Below are 15,505 nucleotides of genomic sequence, written 5' to 3' on the forward strand. Positions count from 1 at the left end.
TGCAGAACTCCCAGTTAGAAAAGTGATTGCCGACCAGCTGCAACTGCTCGGCTTTCTTCTTGCTCCAGGCCATAAAGCCCCCTATTCCGTCTTTGGTTCCCGGATGTGCTCCAGCATCGCCATTAGCCCGCGCGCCAGATCAGCGACTTCCTCGCCCCTGAACGTCAGCATGGTTTCCGAACGCTTAAAGCCAGTAGCGGCCAGCAGCAGGCTCGCTTTCTCCACCAGCCCCCCTTTGCTCTGCCAGCGGCTCACCTGCGATTTATCAACGCCGATCGCGCCGGCCAGGCTTGTCACCCCGATAGCTGCAATGCGGCTCATGATGTCACTCTGAATCGCTTGAGCTTCGTTGCGTGTTGTTGCGACTGATTCCATTTACAATTTCCGTTGTCTTACAGTGATTGGTTGATGATTGGCGGCTGGCTTTCGCTGGCTCGCGCATAACGTTTTGGGTAAAGAATTTGCAGTTCAGTGATCTCGCCGGAGTAGAATCGAGATAGCTTTTCAGCCAACTCAGGCGATGCTGTATGCACGCCACGTTCTACACGGCTCAGGTAACCAGGGTCACAATTGACCGCATGGGCTACGTCAGTGATCTTGAGCTCTTTCTTTACACGCATATTTCTAAGTGGTGTTTGCATAGCGGCCCCTTTTAATTGCGCTACACGCATATTAATGCGCATTTCATTTTTGCGCAAGACGCTTTGCGTGTGACGCACATGAATGAAAAAATGACGGCATGGAAACCGAAAAGAAGCTACCTAAAGAAATCGACCCTACTGTAGGTCGTAACATCCGGCACCTTCGCGTTAAGAAGGGGCTAAATCTTGCTGACCTTGCGAATGCTGTTGATAGCGACGTAGGGAACATCTCTCGCCTGGAGCGGGCTAAGCAGGGTTATAGTGACGAGATGATCAGGAAGATTGCTGACTTCTTTGAGCGCCCTGTTAGCGACCTTTTTAGGCCAGATTTGCCTTTCGAAAACTTATCTCCTGAGTCTGATGCTCAGCCAACCAGGCTTAAAGCCTCAGTGTGGGAGGATGGAGCTCAGGACAGCGAGGAATTTGTGGAAATCCCACTAATTGACGTTCATTTTGCTGCTGGCGATGGCAGTGTCGAAATTGTGGAAAAAGAAGAGTTTGCCTTAATCTTCAGGCGTTACTATCTACACAAGTTGGGGGTGTCTATTTCTGCGGCCAAACTTGTCCGGGTGATCGGCAACAGTATGGAGCCGAGATTGTCTGACGGTGATGTAGTAGGCATTAACACCGACGACACACGCATCCGGGATGGTAAGGCCTATGGCATCCGTCATGGTGACCTGCTTAGAGTAAAATATCTTATTGAGCAGCCAGACGGCGGTGTCGTAATCCGCTCAATGAACCGAGAAGAGTTTAAAGACGAAGTTCTTACCCTCCAACAAAGAAAAGAACAACTAGTTGTTCTTGGTAGGGTTTTTTGGTCTTCATCCACCTGGTAAACCACATATAAGCAATCAAACCGGCTCAGGCCGGTTTTTTTGTGCCTAAAAACCACTCCCTCACGCAAATTATTTAACCAGAAATTTCAATCATATGCGTAAAAACTCAATTTCATGCTTATTTTTGCGCTTGACGCATTTGCGTTATACGCATAAATTAAATCCATCGACAGCAACAACGTCACCCCAAACCACCGGGACGCTCTTTAACAATCAGAACCGCATGACAGGCTGAACGCAGCGCCCTGGCAAATTGAAATGGCGCCGGTACGGATACCAGGCAGGTAGGTGAAGCGCCCGCGGGCGATAGCTTACGCAGAGGATTACGCAGCGAGAGGCTGATAAGTCATGCACAGAAGTGGATTTACCCTGCCGCTGCCAGTGTGGGGCGGCAGGCATAAAACCACTGAAGGAGATAGCAAGTGATTGAAGTAGACGAGTTTGACTTAGCAACAGTTCGCGATTTTATCGGCCAGTCCTGGTCTGATTTTGTCGCCTTCAATGCAGAAAGAGCCGACGACGGCGAGGAAGAAGCTGACCGAATTTTCAAAGCAATCGGCGGCGAAGATTAAGGGAAGTGAACTTATCAAGCGTCCTTCGGGGCGCTTCATTAAGACCACTACAGCAGAGGGTTACACGACGATGGAAACAACCTGGAAGAAACCAACAGAGACGCCAGACATTAAGCGTGGCGATGACATTAAGGTGTGGGGGCTGGTTGATTTTTACCAGTATTCGCAAAAGTGGGGAGGCCTCGGTGCTGACGGTAAGGCCGAATGCAGCCTAACCCTTGAAAAAGTTGAACGCCGCGTTATCGAAATGCGGTATGCGCTTACCGCCGCTACAGAAGATGAGCTGGCTGAATTTCAAGAGAGCGGGGAATTTCCTGAAGGCGCTCCAGGCTGGCTTGATAATTGGGTCAGTGAAGACGGTGATTTCGTTGGCATAAACGGATTCTACCGCGATTACTTCGAAGATGGCGGTATGTACTACGACTATCTGAAGCCAGACGAAAGCGGCAGATTAGTGATTAAGCACGCCTACGGGCGGGACGAACCGAGCGCCGTTTTTCTAGCATGGGCCGACTTCATGCGCCCTTCCGTTCCCGACTCACTACCCGAGTAACACTCACCGCGCCCTACGGGGCGCACTGAGGCAATCATGACATTCAACGAAAAAGTCTGGCTGGGCGTGGTTGTCATCTGCGTCGCGTTTTGGTCGGCAGTCGGTTTTATCATCGCCGGTTGATGCCGGCGTATTAGGCTGACCACTCGCCCGATTCCTTAAATTCTGGAAGCGGTGAAGGATCCTACCTCATGAGTGGTCAGCCCAATACCTCACCTATCTGGTGGCGTATCGTTTCGGTTCCTAATTTATATCTACACAGTATAAATCCCCGGTTCGATGCGCCACCAGGTGCGTGAGAAATCACAAGCCTGCTCAGTACCACTTCCCTTGTCACATCCTTTGCCCCGCTCGCCGGGGCTCTTTTTTTCACATCACCAAAGGCGCTGCCCTGCTCCAGTGTGCTGGAACCGTAGGGAAACCGAGCGCGTGCATCAACTCAGGCAGCGCCTTTGCCCATGTGAATTTCATTGAGAGGACATGTTATGCAAACCACCACCCAACGCTGTGAACACTGCGGCCAGACGCGCGACGTAGCCAAACAGTCCGTAAGCATTCAGCGCTACGAAGACGGCAGATATAAGGCCGTGAGAATCCTCGTCTGTTCCGATACCTGCGCGCCGGTGTACGTCATTCGCCAGAACATCAGAACACTGCAGCGCCGCCTGCACACTCAGCAGCGGAGGCCAACATGGTAAGCCTCAACGCCCGTATTCAGCACAAGTACGACCTGACCGGGGGCGATTTCGCCCCTAAGCGCCACCACGGAAAACACCTCTTCTACCTTCTCATTTTTACCCTGTGCCTGCTGACTGCCGGCGCGGTCTGGAGCTAAGCATGGCTAAAAACTCAACGGAGGCCTACGGCGCCAGCGGTAAAACCAACGTGCTCAATTTTGAGCCCGAAAGGCTGCACCTGGTAACCGACACAGCACACCCGCTCTACGATGAGCGCATTCACTTGCCGCTGGATGAGTCGATGATCTTGAACATCATGGACCAAGGCGTTCTCGAGCCAATCATCGTTTGGAAAGACCCTGAAACCGGCCTGTCCTGCGTGGTAGATGGACGCCAGCGTGTTCGACACACCGTAGAAGCTAACAAGCGACTGGCAGCTGCAGGCAAGGATCTGCTGTTCGTTCCTGCCGTAACAAAACGCGGCTCAGCTGTTCGCATGGCGCAGGCAATGATCAGCGCTAACGAAATTCGGCGTTCCGATACCCCGCTGGGCCGAGCCAAGAAGATGGCCGATGCGTTGGAACGCGGCCACGATGAAGAAGATTTGTCACTGATGTTTGGCGTCGGCGTGCAGACGATCCGCGCCACACTGGCCCTGCTAGATGCCACTCAGGCCGTTAAAGATGCGATTGAATCTGGCGACATTACCGTTACCCAGGCGCGCCAGCTGGCGAACCTCACACCCGACGAACAGCGCGAAAAAGTGAAAGAGGTTGAAGCGGCAACGGCCGGCACCACCGGCCACGAAAAGGCACGGCGCCAGCGCCAGGTCATTGGCGATGCCAAACCCCGCATGAAGTCCAGAAAAGAAATCACGAAAGCCCTTGAGGATGCGAGCGGTGATTACGCTCAGGCGCTCCGCTGGGTGCTGGGAGACGAAGCATGACAACCATCAAGCGCTTTACCCCTGACTACAAAATGCATGCGGTTCGCTTTGAGGCTTTCGCACGTGAAGCGGAGCACGGCGAGCTTGTTCGGTTTGATGTCCACCAGCAGGTAGTGAGCGCCCTGAAGGCTGAGCGCGATGCGTTGGCAGATCGGGTTGAGCGCCTTAGCGGCATGCTCACCGAATCCAGAGTTGCGACAAAGTCGGCAGAAGAACGAGCCGATGCGCTGGCTGTGGAGAATGCGGCGCTGACGCGCGAGCGCTCTGAACTGAGTGCTATCGGCGAACTAATCCGCACTCAAGATAACCGCATAACGGACCAGCCATTTTTTGCAGTCATGGCTAAGCGGGAAATCGTCGGGTCTGAAGACCACGACTGCGACCGTATTTGCTGGGTTGAAAACCAGAGTGGCAATTATGTCGAAGCCACAGAGACACAGCATCGGCGCTTGGAGGCTATCTATCAGGCCAAATATGAAGTTAGAGATGGCTGGGGAAGATACGCCATGAAAGAGATTGATGTGTTTGTAACTGGCTGTTTTACCGAGCAAGGCTGCAAAGACTACATCAATAAAAATGGTCACAACCTCAATAAGCCATTCATTTATGCCTTTGGAAGCTATCGCAACGATGAATATCAGGCAGTGCGGAAATTCATCATGCAGATGCCAGAAACTCCAGCCACTGACGCAGCACTTGCAGCTATCCGGAATAAAGCTACCGTGCGAGCCCTTAATCATCTGCGTGACTGCCAGCTCATCAGCGCTACGGTCGCGGAACTTAAAGCTGACGAGCTGCGGGAGGTCAAATGAAGGTCACCGAAACCAAAGTTTTGAGCATCGAAATCACTGAGGTTGAACGCCTCGACCCTATCCGTGTTATGGCTGAGAACTACGAGCCAGGGAAAGGCCGTATCACTATCACCTGCTTCGGCAAGGCATGGACTTCTTTCTGGCCTGCAATGGGTGGGGATACTGTTCAGCAGTTTTTAATCCGCGTATCGAATGACTACCTGATCGGCTGCCTTTCGCCAATGATGCGCAGTGAAGTGGATGACGACAACGAAGCGAACCTGGAGTTTGTGAAGGCCGAAATCTGCAAGCTGCGCCGCTCTGGTGAAATCGACAACGCAAAAGCGCGGGACATGTGGGAATCAGCAGAGTGCAGTGATGACGTTAAGGCTGATTGCTGCTCCTGGAGTAATGGCTCCGTTCTTCTTGATCTGCTGGGTGATGACCCCTACTACGCCAAATGGCCAACCGTCCCTAACCACGAATACCAATACCTTGAGCGCATCCTGGATGCCGTGCGTGAAGCGTTGAAGCAATTGGAGGCCAAATGAAAGAGCGCCCAGTGATTTTCAACGGCGAGATGGTTAGCGCCATTCATCCAAAAATGCAGGATTGGAACGAATCTAGAAAAATACCCATCGATGATGAATTGGTGAAGAGAATGTTCCATTCAGGCATGACCGCAAAAGAAATAGCGCCACATTTCAACTGCAGTAAACATCCAATAAATCAGGCAATGAAAAGACTAGGCCTTCGTCGAGAGGCGAAGAGACGACCAGGGGTAGGAAGTGGTTCAGGAAACCCTGCGTGGAAAGGCGGAAGAAGAACCAGAAGTGATGGATACATAGCCATATGGACTGAAGATGGAGAGCGACTTGAGCATCAGGTCGTTATGGAAAAGCACATTGGAAGAAAGCTCGTCTCAGGTGAGGTAGTCCACCACCGAGATAGGAATAAGAAAAACAATGAGATAACCAATCTTGAGCTAATGACTCAATCAGAACACGCAAAGATTCACGCCATGGAAATGCATTCAGCGAGGTATGAGAAATGAAAGAAAGACCAGTAATCTTTAATTCCGAAATGGTGAGAGCGATTTTATCCGGCCGCAAGACCCAGACGCGGCGAGCAATCAGCGATCGGCACTTGCACCTGATCGACGTGGCTTCGCAGGTTGGCGAATGCTATCCGCTGGAGTCTGGAATCGACCATGCCAACAGCCAGAGCTATTACCGCGAGTATTGCCCTTTCGGCCAGGCAGGCGATCGGCTGTGGGTACGCGAGACGTTCGGCGATTGCGGTAATCGACTCGTATATCGCGCCGACACTGAAGATGGAGCGGCAAGCCAGGTTAAGTGCTGGGTTCCTTCAATTCATATGCCGCGCGAAGCCTGCCGCATCCTGCTGGAAATCACCGCAGTGCGCGTTGAGCGGCTGAACGATATTAGCGAAGAGGATGCAGAGGCGGAAGGAATCGACATGGAGGCACTTTATGACTCTCAGGACTGTTACGACTGCATTGCAGACCACAATATGACCGGAAGGCCAACGGTAAAAGGCGCATTCAAGTACCTATGGGAATCCATCTACGGCGTTGATAGCTGGAGCGCTAATCCCTGGGTGTGGGTTATCAAGTTCAAACAGGTCAGCGCTAGGGAGGTGGAGCGTGGCTAAGCGTAAGAGCAACAGAGCGGCGCGGAGATTGTTGTGCATGCCGGTATGGCTGAGCAACAGAAAGCAGATGTCAGGCTGGCCATCGACAATCCGCACAGTCTACTTCGCCGACAAAGGCAAGAGATCTGCACGCCAGAACAGAAAGGCCAAAGAGATTGCTGCATATAGAGCAGAACAAGCCAAGGCCCATGAGCCCGAAACGGCAAGATGCCCCGGATGCGGAAAACGTGGCGAGTCAAATCAGAAAGACGGCGGATTTTACTGCTACGGCAGTGACCGTTGCTGTCCATAGGCCCAGGAGAAAGCATTATGAATCTGACAATCCAACAAATTTGCGATATCTGCGACCTGATGGGCATCAACTACGAACAGCCTGATGCCGGTCAGTTGGAAACCGAGGTGTGGATCGGTGAGGGAACCATCGCTGGTGAAAATGGCGAGACTGACTATCACGGCCTGATTGCCCACGATGCCGAATACCCAGAAGAAGGCGCCATAGCCCTGGAGCGTGCAGATGGACAATAAGCTGAGCGAACTGAGCAAGCCGGTGGCGTGGATTCTTGGCACTCCTGCCTGCAAGCACTTAACGACCGATGAGGAGTACGCAAATTGGTACGTTGAGAAGATGAGCACCGCACTCCCCCTCTACTCGCAAGAGTACGTCTCCGCCCTGGATAAGGTGGCTAAATTTTGGATTGGAGAGTCTGCCGGATGGAAGAAACGTGCCGAGGATGCAGAGAAGCGCATCGCCGAGCTGGAAGCTGAAGGAAAGGTTTGGGAGTCGGCAGCGCTGAAGCATCTGGAGCGTGCAGAAGAAGCAGAAAAGCGGCTGGCTACGCCGGTGCGGTTGCCTGACGTGCGCCAATCATCTTCCGGCGACAGATATCAATGGTCTGATGGTGTACATAACTACCGCCTGGATGTTATCTCAATGCTTCTTGGTGCTGGTCTCACTGTAGCTGTAGAGGGGGATGAGCAGTGAGCAAGGTAACTTTCGTTGTTGAATATGAGGACGGAAAAGAGCCAATGGTCGGCTCTGGTACCCAGGTGCATGGCGGCAAGCTGGTATCCGTAGCCTGGCGGGATGCAGTAAACGAGCAGCTTAATTTGGCTCTGGATATCCTTCCCCCACCAAGCACCACTGTGCTGTTGTTTGATGCTAATGGTGAGGGCTGGATAATCGGCTGGCGGTCACTATGGCGCGGCATGGGAGGCGAAGAGACTGGCGCTTGGCAGTGGTCATTACAAATCGACGGACTGAACCATGAAGACGTAAATATTACCCACTGGTTAGCGATTCCAGACGAGCCGCGGGAGGATGCATGACACGCCTGATTAACTTCATCGGGAAATGGCTCCTCATTGCAGCTGTAATTCTCGGAATCAAGCAACTGCTAATTTTTTCTGGCTTGGCCCCTGTCGAGCCAAACTTGTCCGATTTAATGAAGCCAGAACCCGCGCCGATTGTGTTCACAATTCAGGGCTATAGGAGTAACCAGGAATGACACTAACGACCGAACGCCAGCAGTTTGAGCAATGGTGGGAAACCGCTATGCATAATGGCTATCCGCCAAGATTCGGCTGGGAACATTGGAGAGATGGCGACGGATACCGAGATGATGATGGCGAGTTCCAAGGATTGTGGCTGGCGTGGCTGGCCAGTCGCAAGTTGGCTAACCGGGAAGCGCAGCCGGTGCTGTACGCCAGCGAAGAAACCTTAGCATACGCAAAGGAAGGCGAAAAAAGCCTGGTTACTTGGTCTGAGCCGATGGGTGATGCGGTGATTCCACTGTTCACCATCCCGAAAGCGCAAACTTCTGGGGTGGTAAACCTACCAACGGAGTTCATCAGCGACGAGGGGGTTCTGGTGCGCCTGGAGCAGGTTATGGCTGCGCTTGCCTTGGTCGGCGTGAAATACGAGCGCAGGGGTGATGCCTGCCGCGCCGCAATGCTTAACCATGTCGGCGATGCCAACGAAAAGGCCGCAGAGAAATGCGAATGCTCTTCTATCGACTACTGCGAAAACTGCTTGCGCGCAATGCTGACTCAACCTGTAAGCCAGGGTTACACGTTACCGGAGGGTGGGAATGATCACAATACCCGACGATAACGAAATCATCTCGCGGCTCAGCATTGCCGGTTCCACACCGGATTCTGTCGCAAACCTCCTACGCTGTGCCGGCTACAACGGCATGACCGGGAAAGCCATCCGCCAGCGCTTGATCAAGCTGGAAAAAGAAAAAGCCGTTGAGAAAGTCCGTCGTCCTGGCATCCGATCCGCCTGCTGGGCGCCAATCACCAAATAACCCACCGGTAAAAATGAAACCACGAATTCCGCAACGAATCAGCGCCAAAGCTGAGGGGGTTCTATGCGCCTATAAGAGGGGTGAAAAGAAACCCAACCGAACCTACCAGCACAAGCATTTAACGCTGCCAGTGGCCCGCTGCTGGCGATTGCTGTCAAAAGACAACGGCAACTCATGGGAAGTCATGAGCCATGAGCGCTACAACAACCAAATCAGGATTTAAAAATGACCAATTTCGAAATCATTGAATGGCTGATTAAAGATGGCGGCCAGTACACCCGAGAGCAGCATATCACCCTGCTTCAACAAAACTTCCCAGAGCTGGATATTACCGAATCGAAAGTAACCTCTATCCGCCAATCAATGGCTACATCTCCATTTGTTAAAGCGGTGGTCGAGGATGTGAAGCCGCAAGGCAGAAAAATAAAAGTCCTTTCAGTCGATCCCGAGTACAAACGCTATTCGCGAGCTCGCGTTGATCGTCCAGAGGTAGTGGCTAATGCATGGCTGAATGAGGAACCACGCTCAGTTGTCGAGTGCATCAAGCGTGTTAAATGGTTTAACCAGCTGCTTGCTCCCGTAACCCACCAGCGCGCCTACTGATCCCGGAGATAGCCATGTCATTCAAATACAAATCATTGGCCCATCAGGCGGCAGAGGCAGAACGACGCGCCCATTTCGCAGACGCTGCAGAACTGTGGCGCCAGGCGTTCGATGCGGCGCGGGCTGTAGACGTCGTCTGGGTTAATGTCCGCATAGAGTTTTGCATCAACGCGGCCGCGCGCTGCTGGGGAGTTGAGAATTGAGCGCTGTTTTTGCCAGCAATACGCCCCCCGAACACAAAGACCGGTGGCAAACCCCAATCGAAGTTTTCAACGCACTGGATGTTGAGTTTGGCTTCTTCCTGGATGCAGCAGCGGACGATGGTAACGCGCTATGCGCTCACTACCAGACAGAGCAGGATAACGCGCTATCAATCGACTGGGTGAGTTACGGCGCCATCTGGTGCAATCCGCCATACAGCGACATCACCCCGTGGGTGATTAAGGCTGCGGAGCAATGTCACGTGCAGAATCAGCCGATCGTGATGCTGTTGCCGGCGGACACATCAACAGGCTGGTTTTCGTTGGCGCTGCAGTCAGTCGATGAAGTCCGCTTTATCACCGATGGCCGCCTGGCGTTTATTAATTCCGCGACGGGCAAGCCGGGGAAGAACGGCAACAGCAAAGGAAGCCTGCTATTCATCTGGCGACCATTTATCAAGCCGCGGTGCCAGTTCTCCACCATATCCAGAGACGAACTCCTGCGCATAGGAAAAGGCATAACGATGGAGGTAAGCGTTGCATGATATGGACTCCACCAGAAAAAACCTTCTCCGCAGTACAGCCAGAGAGCTTTTAAGAGATTTCGACTCCCCTTCCAACAATTTAACCCTCCGTCAGTTACTCGATAAGCACGCAGTGAAGATAGCCCCATATTGGCCGAATTCTCCGCCGGTGTGGCTGCGTCTTTGCTGTGAAGTTCATCGGGTACGGGAGGGGAAGTAACGAGGCCGATATGGCAGAGATAAACATAAACGATGTGCCGTTCACGCTCCCTGAAGCGGCTGCATTCATGAAGAAGTCACCGAGAACCCTTAGAGCACTGATTAAAGAGGGGTTGCTTCATGCCAACAAAAGCGGGAAGAAAGGCGGCGGCAGATGGGAGATTTTAAAGTCCGAGTGCCTTGCATATTACGCAAGAGAGACAGAGAATCGGGCCGTGAATGCAGACGGCCATCAACAGAAAGGTAACAACAGATGGCCCTCAAACAACGTTACGGAAATTGGTACTGCGATTTTGTCGAGCCGGGGAGTGGCAAAAGAATTAGACGCTGCCTTAACACGACGGACAAACTCCAGGCGCAAGAACTCTACGATCAGCTAAGGGCTGAGGCTTGGCGGGTAAACAAGCTTGGGGAGATAGCGGAGCATACTTTTGAAGAGGCGTGTCTCCGCTGGTTAACGGAGAAAGAAGAGAAAAGGTCATTGGACGACGACCGAACGAAGATAGAGTTTTTCCTTCAGCACTTCGCCGGAAAAACTCTCTCATCTATCACGGAAGATAGGATTATGGCCGCTGTCGCCAAAATGCCCAACAGGAAACATCGTCAAAGATGGGAACTGAAAAAGGCCGCGGCAGAGAGAAAAGGTAAACCGGTGCCTGCATACGAGCCTAAACCAGTATCAGCGGCAACTCGAAGCCAGCACCTCTCTTTCATGAGGGGGTTGATGAAAATTGCTGCCGATGAATGGAAGTGGCTACGTAAAGCGCCGGTGATTAAGGTAAGGAAGCCTGCAAGCAAGCGCGTCAGGTGGCTGACAAAGGAAGAGGCGGCCACATTGATCAAGTGCATGCCTGAACAGTTTAGGCCCGTTGTCGTTTTTGCTCTGGCAACTGGCCTACGCCGTTCAAATATCATCGATCTCGAATGGTCGCAGGTTGATATGCAAAGAAAGGTGGCATGGATTCACCCAGAGAACGCCAAAGCGGGCAAGGCTATTGGCGTTGCACTGAACGATACCGCATGCCGGACATTACGCGATCAGATCGGCAAACACTCACGGTACGTCTTTGTGCATAAGACAGCACGGAAACGACCTGGCGGCGGAGTGACCCCAGCAGTTAGGAAAATGCGGGTTGATGATAACTCAGCTTGGAACACCGGGAAACGGAGGGCGGGAATAACTGATTTCCGCTTTCACGATCTGCGGCATACGTGGGCGAGTTGGTTGGTTCAGGCAGGTGTGCCGCTTTCGGCACTGCAAGAAATGGGCGGCTGGGAGAGCATAGAAATGGTTCAGCGTTATGCTCACCTATCCCCAACCCATCTAACCGAACATGCGAGAAAAATTGACGAAGTCTTGGCGGGCAATGTCACTAATCTGGCACTTTTGGAAAATCTTGCAGTGGGGGAATGAGCGTAACTCATTGATACTTAATGGCACGCCCTATAGGATTCGAACCTATGACCTACGGCTTAGAAGGCCGTTGCTCTATCCAACTGAGCTAAGGGCGCATTGAGATGCGGCAACCTGTGGTTGCGGGTTGCGATTATACGGTCAGAGGTTAGCGAGTCAATGCCTTTTCATGACGTTACGGCGGCGACGGTGCTTTATGGCGTTTTTTCCGCCAGCGCCCGTGCGGCGGCCCGCGCTATGCTGCGTTGCGCCAGGCCGACAGCGGTATCGCCTGGCGTGCGTTCGGCCCCTTGCCGCCCATCGCCCCGCCGCAGGCAAAGGCGCGCGGACTGAACGACCGCCGTAATGTCGCCCCAATCGGCATGCTCAACCACCTGCATGTTGCAGGTCGCCTCCCCTCTTTTCCCCAGAGCGGAGTCAGGGCGTGCGCTGTTTAAAGAAGCCTGGCTCCACGGCGCCCAAGCCAGCAATAGCGCGCACCCTATCCATGCGCTGCCGTTCATGCGCACAGCTTCCGCCACAGGGCGCTCAGGCGCGCCCGCCACGACGGCGTCGCCTGGTGCTGACAAAGCTGATGCAGCGCGGTGAGTTGCTCACTGTCCGCCGGATGCAGCGAAGAATCGAACACCGTCTCGCCAACGTGCTTAGGCTGCGCCAGTTGCCGATCAGGCTGATGATGCAACGGATAAAGCCGGGTTATCGCTCTCATGATCCTGCCCTCTTTCGCCCTGTGTATGGCCCCAGCGTATGCAAATGCCGGTAAAAATGGCGTAGAGGTTCCTGAAGCCGGCATAAAAAAAGCGTAAATCGGTCTCGCCGACGGCGGCGAGGGTGATTCTGCGCCTGACAGCGCGCTCAGCTTCTGCCAGAATAGCGGCATCCCCGCTTTTCTTAATTGATGGATTTCCACACTGATGTCAGCAAAGATTATTGATGGTAAAACGATTGCGCAGCAGGTTAGAAACGAAGTGGCTGAGCAAGTGAAACAACGTCTGGCGGCCGGCAAGCGCGCGCCAGGGCTGGCGGTTGTGCTGGTCGGCGAGAATCCGGCTTCGCAAATTTACGTCGCCAGCAAGCGCCGCGCCTGCGATGAAGTCGGCTTCCTCTCCCGCTCCTACGACCTGCCCGCTGCCACCAGTGAAGCCGAGCTGCTGGCGTTGATCGACCAGCTGAACGCCGATGAGGAAATCGACGGCATTCTGGTGCAGCTGCCGTTGCCGGCCGGCATCGATAACGTCAAGGTGCTGGAACGCATCCATCCGGACAAAGACGTCGACGGCTTCCACCCGTACAACGTCGGCCGCCTGTGCCAGCGCGCGCCCAAGCTGCGCCCATGCACGCCGCGCGGCATCGTCACCCTGCTGGAGCGTTATAACATCGATACCTACGGCCTGAACGCCGTGGTGGTCGGCGCGTCCAACATCGTCGGCCGCCCGATGAGCATGGAGCTGCTGCTGGCCGGCTGCACCACCACCGTCACCCACCGCTTCACCAAGAATCTGCGTCATCACGTCGAGAACGCCGATCTGCTGGTGGTAGCGGTCGGCAAACCGGGTTTCATCCCGGGCGACTGGATCAAACCGGGCGCCATCGTGGTTGACGTCGGCATCAACCGCCTGGAAAGCGGTAAAGTGGTGGGCGACGTCGATTTCGACGCCGCCAGCGAGCGCGCCGCCTACATCACCCCGGTGCCGGGTGGCGTTGGCCCGATGACCGTGGCTACACTGATCCAAAATACCTTGCAGGCCTGCGAGGAATATCACGACGTTCAACCTAAATAAGTAAGGCAGTATGGAAATTTTCAATCTGGACAATCATCCCCATGTCGAACTGTGCGATCTGCTGAAGTTCCAGGGCTGGTGTGAAAGCGGCGGCGCCGCCAAAGAAGTCATCGCCGAAGGGCAGGTGAAAGTCGACGGTAAGGTCGAAACCCGCAAGCGCTGCAAGATCGTCGCCGATCAGGTGGTGGAGTTCGGCGGCGGCAAGGTCATGGTTAAACCCTAACCCGCAGCCATAGAAAAAGGCGCTGAATTCAGCGCCTTTTTTGTTTCCTTCTGCCGGATTACTTACGGCGCCAGGTGGTGCCCTGCGGGCCGTCTTCCAGCACGATGTTCATCTCGTTCAAGCGATCACGCGCGGCATCCGCCAGCGCCCAGTCCTTGGCGGCGCGCGCTTCGTTACGCTGTTTGATCAGCGCTTCGATCTCCGCCACTTCACCGTCGTCAACCTGTGCGCCCCCTTGCAGGAACTGCTCCGGCTCCTGCTGCAGCAGGCCAAGCACGTTCGCCAGCTTGCGCAGTTCCGCCGCCATGCCGCTGGCCGCCGCCATGTCTTCCCCCTTCAGGCGGTTAACCTCGCGCGCCAGATCGAACAGCGCCGAGTAGGCTTCCGGGGTGTTGAAGTCGTCGTCCATCGCTTCGCGGAAGCGGGCTTCGAACGCCTCGCCGCCGGCCGGCGCGGCATTGGCGTCGGTGCCGCGCAGCGCGGTATAGAGGCGCTCCAGCGCGGTGCGCGCCTGCTTGAGATTCTCTTCACTGTAGTTCAGCTGGCTGCGATAGTGGCCGGACATCAGGAAGTAACGCACCGTCTCCGCATCGTAATGGCCGAGCACGTCGCGAATGGTGAAGAAGTTATCCAGCGATTTGGACATCTTCTCTTTGTCGATCATCACCATGCCGGAGTGCATCCAATAATTGACGTACGGGCCGTCGTGGGCGCAGCTCGACTGCGCGATCTCGTTCTCGTGGTGCGGGAACATCAGATCGGAACCGCCGCCGTGGATGTCGAAGTGGGTACCCAGCTGTTTGCAGTTCATGGCGGAGCATTCGATGTGCCAGCCCGGACGGCCCGGCCCCCACGGCGACTGCCAGCTCGGCTCGCCCGGCTTGGACATTTTCCACAGCACGAAGTCCATCGGGTTGCGCTTAACGTCGTCGATCTCCACGCGCGCGCCGGCCTGCAGCTGCTCCAGATCCTGGCGCGACAGCAGCCCGTACTGCGGATCGCTGTCGATGGAGAACATCACGTCGCCGTTGCTGGCCACATAGGCGTGATCGCGATCGATCAGGCGCTGGGTGATCTCAATGATCTCGGCGATGTGTTGGGTCGCGCGCGGTTCGCTGTCCGGGCGATCGATCAGCAACGCGTCGAAGTCGGCATGCATTTCCGCCAGCATGCGTTCGGTCAGCTGGTCGCAGGTCTCATGATTTTCCGCCGCGCGGCGAATGATTTTGTCGTCCACGTCGGTGACGTTGCGCACGTAGTTCAGCGAATAGCCGAGATAGCGCAGGTAACGCGCCACCACGTCGAAAGCGACAAAGGTACGACCGTGGCCGATGTGACACAGGTCATAGATGGTTACCCCGCACACGTACATGCCCACTTTCCCGGCATGAATGGGTTTGAATTCCTCTTTTTGACGACTCAGGGTATTAAAAATCTTTAGCATCGGGAGATTCCGTGGTGTGCGTGATAACAAAAAAGATAACCGGGCTTCAGATTTAACGCCCGGTAGCGTATTGAAACCTGAAGCCTGATCTATTGCAA

At 54.4% G+C, this 15,505-nt stretch carries 28 protein-coding genes, 1 tRNA gene and 1 pseudogene; 24 read left to right on the forward strand and 6 right to left on the reverse strand.

Annotated features, from left to right (window positions below; translation table 11 throughout):
* Positions 1 to 81: 81 nt before the first annotated feature.
* A complete protein-coding gene (locus ACUTQY_RS11450) occupies positions 82 to 375 on the reverse strand; it encodes a CII family transcriptional regulator (protein ID WP_060387652.1) in 294 nt (97 codons plus the stop codon).
* Positions 376 to 392: 17 nt separating this feature from the next.
* Complete coding sequence (locus ACUTQY_RS11455; protein WP_072010281.1) at positions 393 to 641, reverse strand: helix-turn-helix domain-containing protein; 249 nt, start codon at positions 639 to 641, stop codon at positions 393 to 395.
* A 98-nt stretch (positions 642 to 739) separates the two neighbouring features.
* Here ACUTQY_RS11455 and ACUTQY_RS11460 point away from each other — a divergent pair, with 98 nt between their 5' ends.
* The 22 genes and pseudogenes from ACUTQY_RS11460 to ACUTQY_RS11565 all read left to right on the forward strand — a co-directional run bounded on the left by ACUTQY_RS11460 (position 740) and on the right by ACUTQY_RS11565 (position 11,959).
* Positions 740 to 1,480 carry an XRE family transcriptional regulator gene (locus ACUTQY_RS11460; protein ID WP_046688405.1) on the forward strand — a complete coding sequence of 247 codons (741 nt, stop codon included), beginning with the start codon at positions 740 to 742 and terminating at the stop codon, positions 1,478 to 1,480.
* A gap of 422 nt (positions 1,481 to 1,902) precedes the next feature.
* On the forward strand, positions 1,903 to 2,052 hold the full coding sequence (locus ACUTQY_RS11465) for a hypothetical protein (protein WP_197827796.1): 150 nt from the start codon (positions 1,903 to 1,905) through the stop codon (positions 2,050 to 2,052).
* Positions 2,053 to 2,122: 70 nt separating this feature from the next.
* On the forward strand, positions 2,123 to 2,605 hold the full coding sequence (locus ACUTQY_RS11470; RefSeq protein WP_445583281.1) for a hypothetical protein: 483 nt from the start codon (positions 2,123 to 2,125) through the stop codon (positions 2,603 to 2,605).
* Positions 2,606 to 3,090: 485 nt separating this feature from the next.
* Positions 3,091 to 3,303, forward strand: a complete 213-nt coding sequence (locus tag ACUTQY_RS11475; protein WP_208093560.1) for a hypothetical protein — start codon at positions 3,091 to 3,093, stop codon at positions 3,301 to 3,303.
* Positions 3,297 to 3,440, forward strand: coding sequence for a hypothetical protein (locus ACUTQY_RS11480; RefSeq protein ID WP_154582428.1), 144 nt, complete (start codon positions 3,297 to 3,299; stop codon positions 3,438 to 3,440). The genes ACUTQY_RS11475 and ACUTQY_RS11480 overlap by 7 nt, the downstream gene beginning before the upstream one ends.
* Before the next feature lie 2 nt (positions 3,441 to 3,442).
* Positions 3,443 to 4,228, forward strand: a complete 786-nt coding sequence (locus ACUTQY_RS11485) for a ParB/RepB/Spo0J family partition protein (protein WP_445583280.1) — start codon at positions 3,443 to 3,445, stop codon at positions 4,226 to 4,228.
* Positions 4,225 to 5,040, forward strand: coding sequence for a hypothetical protein (locus ACUTQY_RS11490; RefSeq protein ID WP_445583279.1), 816 nt, complete (start codon positions 4,225 to 4,227; stop codon positions 5,038 to 5,040). The genes ACUTQY_RS11485 and ACUTQY_RS11490 overlap by 4 nt, the downstream gene beginning before the upstream one ends.
* Complete coding sequence (locus ACUTQY_RS11495; protein WP_445583278.1) at positions 5,037 to 5,570, forward strand: hypothetical protein; 534 nt, start codon at positions 5,037 to 5,039, stop codon at positions 5,568 to 5,570. Before ACUTQY_RS11490 ends, ACUTQY_RS11495 begins: the two co-directional genes overlap by 4 nt.
* The gene (locus tag ACUTQY_RS11500; protein ID WP_445583277.1) at positions 5,567 to 6,073 is read left to right on the forward strand and encodes an HNH endonuclease signature motif containing protein; all 507 of its coding nucleotides are present in this window, start codon (positions 5,567 to 5,569) and stop codon (positions 6,071 to 6,073) included. The genes ACUTQY_RS11495 and ACUTQY_RS11500 overlap by 4 nt, the downstream gene beginning before the upstream one ends.
* Complete coding sequence (locus tag ACUTQY_RS11505; RefSeq protein ID WP_445583276.1) at positions 6,070 to 6,693, forward strand: hypothetical protein; 624 nt, start codon at positions 6,070 to 6,072, stop codon at positions 6,691 to 6,693. Before ACUTQY_RS11500 ends, ACUTQY_RS11505 begins: the two co-directional genes overlap by 4 nt.
* A 309-nt stretch (positions 6,694 to 7,002) precedes the next feature.
* A complete protein-coding gene (locus tag ACUTQY_RS11510; protein WP_445583275.1) occupies positions 7,003 to 7,218 on the forward strand; it encodes a hypothetical protein in 216 nt (71 codons plus the stop codon).
* Positions 7,208 to 7,675, forward strand: a complete 468-nt coding sequence (locus ACUTQY_RS11515; RefSeq protein ID WP_445583274.1) for a hypothetical protein — start codon at positions 7,208 to 7,210, stop codon at positions 7,673 to 7,675. The genes ACUTQY_RS11510 and ACUTQY_RS11515 overlap by 11 nt, the downstream gene beginning before the upstream one ends.
* Positions 7,672 to 8,019 (forward strand): DUF551 domain-containing protein, encoded by a 348-nt coding sequence (locus tag ACUTQY_RS11520; protein WP_445583273.1) that lies wholly within the window; start codon positions 7,672 to 7,674, stop codon positions 8,017 to 8,019. Before ACUTQY_RS11515 ends, ACUTQY_RS11520 begins: the two co-directional genes overlap by 4 nt.
* A complete protein-coding gene (locus ACUTQY_RS11525) occupies positions 8,016 to 8,198 on the forward strand; it encodes a hypothetical protein (RefSeq protein ID WP_445583272.1) in 183 nt (60 codons plus the stop codon). The genes ACUTQY_RS11520 and ACUTQY_RS11525 overlap by 4 nt, the downstream gene beginning before the upstream one ends.
* The gene (locus tag ACUTQY_RS11530; RefSeq protein WP_445583271.1) at positions 8,195 to 8,803 is read left to right on the forward strand and encodes a hypothetical protein; all 609 of its coding nucleotides are present in this window, start codon (positions 8,195 to 8,197) and stop codon (positions 8,801 to 8,803) included. Before ACUTQY_RS11525 ends, ACUTQY_RS11530 begins: the two co-directional genes overlap by 4 nt.
* Complete coding sequence (locus ACUTQY_RS11535; RefSeq protein ID WP_419686116.1) at positions 8,781 to 8,999, forward strand: hypothetical protein; 219 nt, start codon at positions 8,781 to 8,783, stop codon at positions 8,997 to 8,999. Before ACUTQY_RS11530 ends, ACUTQY_RS11535 begins: the two co-directional genes overlap by 23 nt.
* Before the next feature lie 13 nt (positions 9,000 to 9,012).
* Positions 9,013 to 9,222, forward strand: coding sequence for a ParE family toxin-like protein (locus ACUTQY_RS11540; RefSeq protein ID WP_072265808.1), 210 nt, complete (start codon positions 9,013 to 9,015; stop codon positions 9,220 to 9,222).
* 2 nt (positions 9,223 to 9,224) lie between these two features.
* Positions 9,225 to 9,602 carry a hypothetical protein gene (locus tag ACUTQY_RS11545; RefSeq protein WP_197804080.1) on the forward strand — a complete coding sequence of 126 codons (378 nt, stop codon included), beginning with the start codon at positions 9,225 to 9,227 and terminating at the stop codon, positions 9,600 to 9,602.
* Between the two features lie 14 nt (positions 9,603 to 9,616).
* A complete protein-coding gene (locus tag ACUTQY_RS11550; protein ID WP_445583270.1) occupies positions 9,617 to 9,805 on the forward strand; it encodes an ANR family transcriptional regulator in 189 nt (62 codons plus the stop codon).
* Positions 9,802 to 10,347, forward strand: a complete 546-nt coding sequence (locus ACUTQY_RS11555) for a phage N-6-adenine-methyltransferase (protein WP_445583269.1) — start codon at positions 9,802 to 9,804, stop codon at positions 10,345 to 10,347. The genes ACUTQY_RS11550 and ACUTQY_RS11555 overlap by 4 nt, the downstream gene beginning before the upstream one ends.
* Before the next feature lie 209 nt (positions 10,348 to 10,556).
* Positions 10,557 to 10,721 (forward strand): annotated as a pseudogene (locus ACUTQY_RS11560) (helix-turn-helix domain-containing protein); the annotation flags it as partial.
* A 77-nt stretch (positions 10,722 to 10,798) separates the two neighbouring features.
* Positions 10,799 to 11,959, forward strand: coding sequence for a tyrosine-type recombinase/integrase (locus ACUTQY_RS11565; protein WP_445583268.1), 1,161 nt, complete (start codon positions 10,799 to 10,801; stop codon positions 11,957 to 11,959).
* 21 nt (positions 11,960 to 11,980) lie between these two features.
* Here ACUTQY_RS11565 and ACUTQY_RS11570 read toward each other — a convergent pair.
* The 3 genes from ACUTQY_RS11570 to ACUTQY_RS11580 all read right to left on the reverse strand — a co-directional run bounded on the left by ACUTQY_RS11570 (position 11,981) and on the right by ACUTQY_RS11580 (position 12,668).
* Positions 11,981 to 12,057 (reverse strand) — tRNA-Arg (locus tag ACUTQY_RS11570).
* Positions 12,058 to 12,153: 96 nt separating this feature from the next.
* Positions 12,154 to 12,462: a hypothetical protein gene (locus tag ACUTQY_RS11575; RefSeq protein ID WP_046688391.1), complete on the reverse strand. Its 309-nt coding sequence runs from the start codon at positions 12,460 to 12,462 to the stop codon at positions 12,154 to 12,156.
* Positions 12,459 to 12,668, reverse strand: a complete 210-nt coding sequence (locus tag ACUTQY_RS11580) for a hypothetical protein (RefSeq protein ID WP_046688390.1) — start codon at positions 12,666 to 12,668, stop codon at positions 12,459 to 12,461. The genes ACUTQY_RS11575 and ACUTQY_RS11580 overlap by 4 nt, the downstream gene beginning before the upstream one ends.
* Before the next feature lie 205 nt (positions 12,669 to 12,873).
* Between ACUTQY_RS11580 and folD the strand changes: the two genes are divergently transcribed.
* Both folD and ybcJ read left to right on the forward strand, forming a co-directional pair.
* Positions 12,874 to 13,740: a bifunctional methylenetetrahydrofolate dehydrogenase/methenyltetrahydrofolate cyclohydrolase FolD gene (gene folD, locus ACUTQY_RS11585; RefSeq protein ID WP_004940177.1), complete on the forward strand. Its 867-nt coding sequence runs from the start codon at positions 12,874 to 12,876 to the stop codon at positions 13,738 to 13,740.
* A gap of 10 nt (positions 13,741 to 13,750) precedes the next feature.
* The gene (gene ybcJ / locus ACUTQY_RS11590; protein ID WP_033642141.1) at positions 13,751 to 13,963 is read left to right on the forward strand and encodes a ribosome-associated protein YbcJ; all 213 of its coding nucleotides are present in this window, start codon (positions 13,751 to 13,753) and stop codon (positions 13,961 to 13,963) included.
* Between the two features lie 58 nt (positions 13,964 to 14,021).
* Here ybcJ and cysS read toward each other — a convergent pair whose 3' ends face one another.
* Complete coding sequence (cysS, locus tag ACUTQY_RS11595) at positions 14,022 to 15,407, reverse strand: cysteine--tRNA ligase (protein ID WP_033642140.1); 1,386 nt, start codon at positions 15,405 to 15,407, stop codon at positions 14,022 to 14,024.
* Positions 15,408 to 15,505 lie beyond the last annotated feature (98 nt).

It is taken from the genome of Serratia sp. TSA_130.1 (genome assembly GCF_052691795.1).